The organism is uncultured Amnibacterium sp. (assembly GCF_964244015.1).
GTDB lineage: Bacteria > Actinomycetota > Actinomycetes > Actinomycetales > Microbacteriaceae > Amnibacterium.
The window spans coordinates 1-5,420 of the sequence record NZ_CAXTHO010000155.1 but is presented as its reverse complement, the minus strand read 5'-3'; the positions used below and the strand labels follow the sequence as shown (position 1 = coordinate 5,420).

The 5,420-nt window shown below is 74.1% G+C and carries 4 protein-coding genes; all 4 read left to right on the top strand.

Features of this window, described 5'->3' with window-relative positions:
* Nucleotides 1-1,044, top strand: a 1,044-nt coding sequence (locus ACFE67_RS13680) for a GAF domain-containing protein (RefSeq protein WP_375407427.1), incomplete at its 5' end; no start/stop codon positions are given.
* A 155-nt stretch (nt 1,045-1,199) separates the two neighbouring features.
* A complete protein-coding gene (locus ACFE67_RS13675) occupies nt 1,200-3,200 on the top strand; it encodes an aldo/keto reductase (RefSeq protein WP_375407426.1) in 2,001 nt (666 codons plus the stop codon).
* Nucleotides 3,179-4,198: a LacI family DNA-binding transcriptional regulator gene (locus ACFE67_RS13670; RefSeq protein WP_375407425.1), complete on the top strand. Its 1,020-nt coding sequence runs from the start codon at nt 3,179-3,181 to the stop codon at nt 4,196-4,198. The genes ACFE67_RS13675 and ACFE67_RS13670 overlap by 22 nt, the downstream gene beginning before the upstream one ends.
* A 61-nt stretch (nt 4,199-4,259) precedes the next feature.
* On the top strand, nt 4,260-5,306 hold the full coding sequence (locus tag ACFE67_RS13665; protein WP_375407424.1) for a TIGR03617 family F420-dependent LLM class oxidoreductase: 1,047 nt from the start codon (nt 4,260-4,262) through the stop codon (nt 5,304-5,306).
* The last annotated feature ends 114 nt before the right edge of the window (nt 5,307-5,420 follow it).

The window sequence follows — 5,420 nt, the reverse complement described above, 5'->3', positions numbered from 1 at the left end:
TCCGGCGTGCCGCTCACCGCGCAGCAGGCGGGCTACCTCGGGTTCGATCTGGCGGAGGCGTTCGAGTACCTGCACGAGCACCGGATCGCGCTGGTCGGCCTCACCCCCCGGTCGGTGTTCCTCGCCGAGCGCGAGGACGGGTCCCTCCGCGCGCAGATCGCCGACCTCACCGCCGGTGTGCGGCTCGATCGACCCGCGCTGCCGCCGGCCTCCGATCCGGCGGCGGTCTCGTACTGGAGCCCCGAGCGCTTCGCGGGGGAGCCGCCGTCGTTCGCCGGCGACGTCTACATGATCGGCCTGCTCGTGCTGGAGTCGCTGACCGGCCGTGCCGCGTTCCCCGACCCCGTGCCGCGCGCCGCCGAGCCCACGACCGCGCCGCTGATCCCCTCCGGTATCCCGGACGGACTCGGCGACCTGCTGCGCGCCGCGACCGCGACCGATCCGGCTGCCCGGCCGACCGCGACCGACCTCGCCATCCGCTTCCGCCGGTTCATCGCGGACGAGTTCGGGCGTCACCGCCGGATCGACCCCGTGCTGCGGACGGCGGAGGACGAGCGGGCGCGGATCGCCGCTCTGCACCGGTACGACCTGCTGGACACGCCGCCCGAGGGCGCCTTCGATCGCATCACCGGCCTCGCCGCGCGCGTGCTCGACATGCCGGTCTCGACGGTGAGCATCGTGGACAGCGAGCGCATCTGGTTCAAGTCGCACCACGGGCTCGACGGCGGCGAGATCGGCCGCGACCCGGGGCTCTGCGCGACGGTGGTGCAGACGGGTGCGCCGATCTACATCCCCGACGCCCGCGCCGACCCGTCGACGCGGAGCAACCCGCTGATCGCCGGCGACCTCGCGCTGCAGTTCTACGCGGGCGTGCCGCTGACGAGCGTGGACGGGTACACGCTCGGCGCGCTCAGCGTCGCGGACTACCGGCCGCGCACGCTGACCCTCGACCAGCGCGACATCCTGGAGCGCCTCGGCCGCATGATCTCCCACGAGCTCGAGATGCGGCTCGCGACCCGGAGGGCCCTCCTCAGCCACGACTGACCCCTCGCGCGGTCGGGATGGTCTCGAGGCTCGCTGCGCTCGCACCTCGACCGGCGTGCCCCCGCTGATCGAGGTGCGAGCGAAGCGAGCCTCGAGATCACGGGGTACCGTCTTCTGACGCCGTGAACGTTCACGGCCGGGCGGGGGAGCTTTCGATGGCGCAGCAGAGCGGGACCACGACCGGATGGGCAGTCCTCGGCCCGGGGAGGATCGCGCGCACCTTCCTCCGAGACCTGCACGCGAGCTCGGGCGTCGTCGTCGCGGTCGGCAGCAGCGACCCCGCCCGGTCGGTCGCGTTCGCCGAGGAGGCCGCCGAGCACGGCTACCCCGGCGCCACGGCGGGCACCTACGAGGAGGCGCTGGCGGATCCGCGGGTCGACGCCGTGTACATCGCGACCGTGCACACGGGGCACGCGCACCTCGTCCTGGCTGCGCTGGAGGCGGGCAAGGCGGTGCTCTGCGAGAAGCCGCTCGCGGTCGACCACGGCACCGCGATGGTCCTCGCGGACGCGGCCCGGCAGGCGGGTGTGCCGCTGATCGAGGCGTTCGTGTACCGGTTCCACCCGCAGACCTTCGCGCTGCTCGACCTGATCCGCGACGGCGCGATCGGCGAGGTCCGGCACATCGACGCCTCCTTCGCGTTCCGGGTGGAGGAGCGGCAGGGTCGCCTCTTCGATCAGGCGACCGCGGGCGGCGCGATCCTCGACGTGGGCTGCTACCCGCTGACGCTCGCCGCGCAGGTCGCGGCCGCCGCCTCCGGGGTCGCCGTGATCGAGCCCGCCGACCTCGTCGCCTCCGGCACGATCGGCGAGACCGGCGTCGACGAGTGGGCGGTCGCCGACCTGGTCTACCCGGGCGGCATCACCGCCACCCTGCGGACCGGCGTCCGCATCGACGACCGCAACGACCTGACGATCGTCGGGTCCCGCGGGCGCATCCACCTCCCGAGGCCCTACGCGGTCGGCGACGACCTCGCGATCGAGATCGCGACCACCGGCGAAGCGCCGCGCACCATCACCTTCCGCGACGATGCGCCCTACGCCCTCGAGGCCGAGGCGACCGCCCGCGTCCTCGCGAGCGGCGGCGTCGAGGCGCCCGAGATGACGCTCGACGAGTCCCTCGCCGCGGCGAGGACGCTCGACCGCTGGCGCGCGGCCATCGGGCTGCGCTACCCGTTCGAGGCGGAGGACGCGGACGTCCCGACGGTCTCCGGCCGTCCGCTCGCCGCCCTGCCCGGCACCCCGATGCGGTACGGCGAGATCCCCGGCGTCGGCAAGCGGATCTCCCGGCTGATCATGGGCTGCGACAACCAGCCGGATCTCACGCACGCCTCGGCGCTGTTCGACCACTTCGTCGAGCACGGGGGCAACGCGTTCGACACCGCCTGGCAGTACGGCCGTGGGGCGTACGAGCAGCGGCTCGGCCGGTGGATCCGGAACCGCGGCATCCGCGAGGACGTCGTGGTGGTCACGAAGGGCGCGCACACCCCGTTCTGCGATCCGGAGTCGCTCAGCCGTCAGCTGCTGGAGAGCCTCGATCGGCAGGGCACCGACTACGCGGACATCTACCTGATGCACCGCGACAACCCCGACGTGCCGGTCGGGGAGTTCGTCGACGTGCTCGACGAGCACCGGCGCGCGGGCCGCGTCCACGTGTACGGCGTCTCCAACTGGAGCCTCGAGCGGTTCGACGAGGCGAACGCCTACGCGCGGGCGAACGGCCGCTTCGAGCTCGGGATCCTCAGCAACCACTTCGGGCTCGCGGAGGCGTACGACGTGCCGTGGGCGGGCTGCCGGCACGCGACCGATCCGGCGTCGAAGCGGTGGCTGGAGGATCGGCAGGTGCCCCTGCTGCCCTGGTCGTCGCAGGCGCGCGGCTTCTTCGCCCGGGCGCGTCCCGACTTCACCGGCGACGCCGAGCTCGTGCGCTGCTACTACAGCGACGACAACTTCGAGCGCCTCCGCCGGGCGACGCAGCTGGGCGACGAGTTCGGCGTACCGGCCACGGCCGTCGCGCTCGCGTACGTGCTCGCGCAGCCCTTCCCGACCTTCCCGCTGTTCGGTCCGCGCACGATCGCGGAGGCGCGCTCCTCCATGACCGGGCTGACGGTCGAGCTCACGCCCGAGCAGGTCGCGTGGCTGGACCTCCGCGGCTGAGCGACGGGGACGAGCTGTCCGGCCGCGCCACGATCCTCGACGTGGCGGCAGCGGCGGGCGTGTCCCGCCAGACCGTCACGCGAGCGATGAACGGCATGGCGGGGATCAGCGTCGCGACGAAGCAGCGGGTGCTGTCCGCTGCGGAGGCGCTCTACTACCGCCCGTCGCGGTTCGGCCGCGGGCTCGTGCTCGGCGGCGAGCAGCAGCTGGGCCTGATCGTCGACGACCTGCGGAACCCCTACTCGCCCGAGCTCGCGGCCGCGGTCGTCCGCGTGGCGGCGGCCAGGGGCTGGAACGTGATGCTCGCGGACGTCGCGCTCTCGGGCGACGCGGACCGCATGGTCCTCGCGCTCGGCGCGCAGACCGACGCCGTGATCGGGTACTTCGGCGCTCGGGCGGCCGAGTGGATCGGGCTGCTGGGCAGCGTCCCGGTCGTCGAGCTGGATCCCGCGGGCGCGCTGACCAGGGGCGCCGTGCAGCTCGATCGCACCGAGGCGATCGACGCGGTCGTGGCGCACCTCGTCGCGGTCGGGGTGCGCGCGCCGATCGTCCTCGACGCCGGCCGGCCGGTGGGTCGGACCGCTCGGGCGGCACGGATGGTCGAGGCGTTCGCGACGAACGGCATCGACGCCCACGTGGTCTCGGCGGATGAGCGGACCGCGGAGAGCGCGGCGGAGGCGACCCTCCGGATCCTCGCGGCCGGGGCCCCGCACGACGCGATCCTCGCGTTCAACGACCTGATGGCGCTCGGCGTGCTCGCCGCCTGCGGTGCCGCCGGCGTGGAGGTGCCGGAGGACGTCCGCGTCGTCGGCGTCGACGGGCTCCCCGTCGGCACCCTGGTCACGCCGACCCTGACCACCCTGGCGGTCGACCTCGACGAGGTCGCCACGCACGCGCTCGAACTCGCGGTCGCGATGATCGACGGCTCGGCGCCGCGATCCGGCGCCGCCGTGCAGCGCACGGTCCGGCACCGCCTGCTGCTGCGCGCCTCCGCCTAGCCGGCAGCTGCCCGGGGTCCGTTCGCGGCCCTCGACGAGCGCCCGGGGAGAGGATGAACCCATGGCGGCCGACGACGACGCGTTCCCCTTCCGTGTGGACCTCGGCGGCGACCCCGGCATCGATCCGCTCGCCCTCGCGAGCCGGGCCGCACAGGCGGAGGCGGAGGGGTTCGACGGGCTCGGCGCCTCCGAGACCCGGCACGATCCCTTTCTCTCGCTGGCGCTCGCTGCCAGGGAGACGAGCAGCATCGAGCTGCTCAGCACGATCGCGGTCGCGTTCGCGCGGAACCCGATGACGGTGGCGCAGACCGCGCACGACCTGCAGGCGATCTCGGGCGGCCGGTTCCTGCTCGGGCTGGGCTCCCAGGTGAAGCCGCACATCGAGCGCCGCTTCTCGATGCCGTGGTCCCGGCCCGCCGCGCGGATGGCGGAGTTCGTGCGCGCGGTGCGGGCGATCTGGGCGACCTGGCAGACGGGCGAGCCGCTGCGGTTCGAGGGCGAGTTCTACCGGCACACCCTGATGACGCCGTTCTTCAGCCCGCCGCCGCTGCCGGGCGGTCCGCCGCCGATCTGGCTCGCCGCGGTGGGGGAGCGGATGACGGAGGTCGCCGGCGAGGTCGGCGACGGCCTGCACGCGCACAGCTTCACGACGCGGCGCTACCTCACCGACGTGAGCCTCCCGGCGCTGCGGCGCGGCGCCGCCGCTGCGGATCGGGACCCGGCCGCCGTCGGCGTCGCGCTGCCCGCCCTGATCGCGGTCGGCGACGACCAGGCGTCGCTCGATGTGGCGATCGCGGCGACGCGGGCGCAGATCGCGTTCTACGGCAGCACGCCCACCTACCTCCCGGTGCTGGAGGCGCACGGCTGGGGCGCGCTGCACGAGCAGCTGCACGCCGCCTCCCGCCGAGGCGAGTGGGACGCGATGCCGAGCCTCGTGTCGGACGAGGCTTTGGACGCGTTCGCGACGGTGGGCTCGGGCGCCGAGGTCGCCGCTGAACTGCGCGCGCGCTTCACCGGCCTGGTGACGCGCCTCTCGTTCAGCGCGAGCTACCCCATCCCCCCGGAGACCACGGCCACCCTCCTCCGAGGCCTCCGCGCCCTTTCATAAATCCGGGGATTCCGGGCGCGCAGTTGCCCCGCATCCCGTCGCAGCGTCCGCCCTCCCCGCCCCGCCGGCCTCGTTGGTCGAGGTGCGAGCGAAGCGAGCCTCGAGACCACCCCG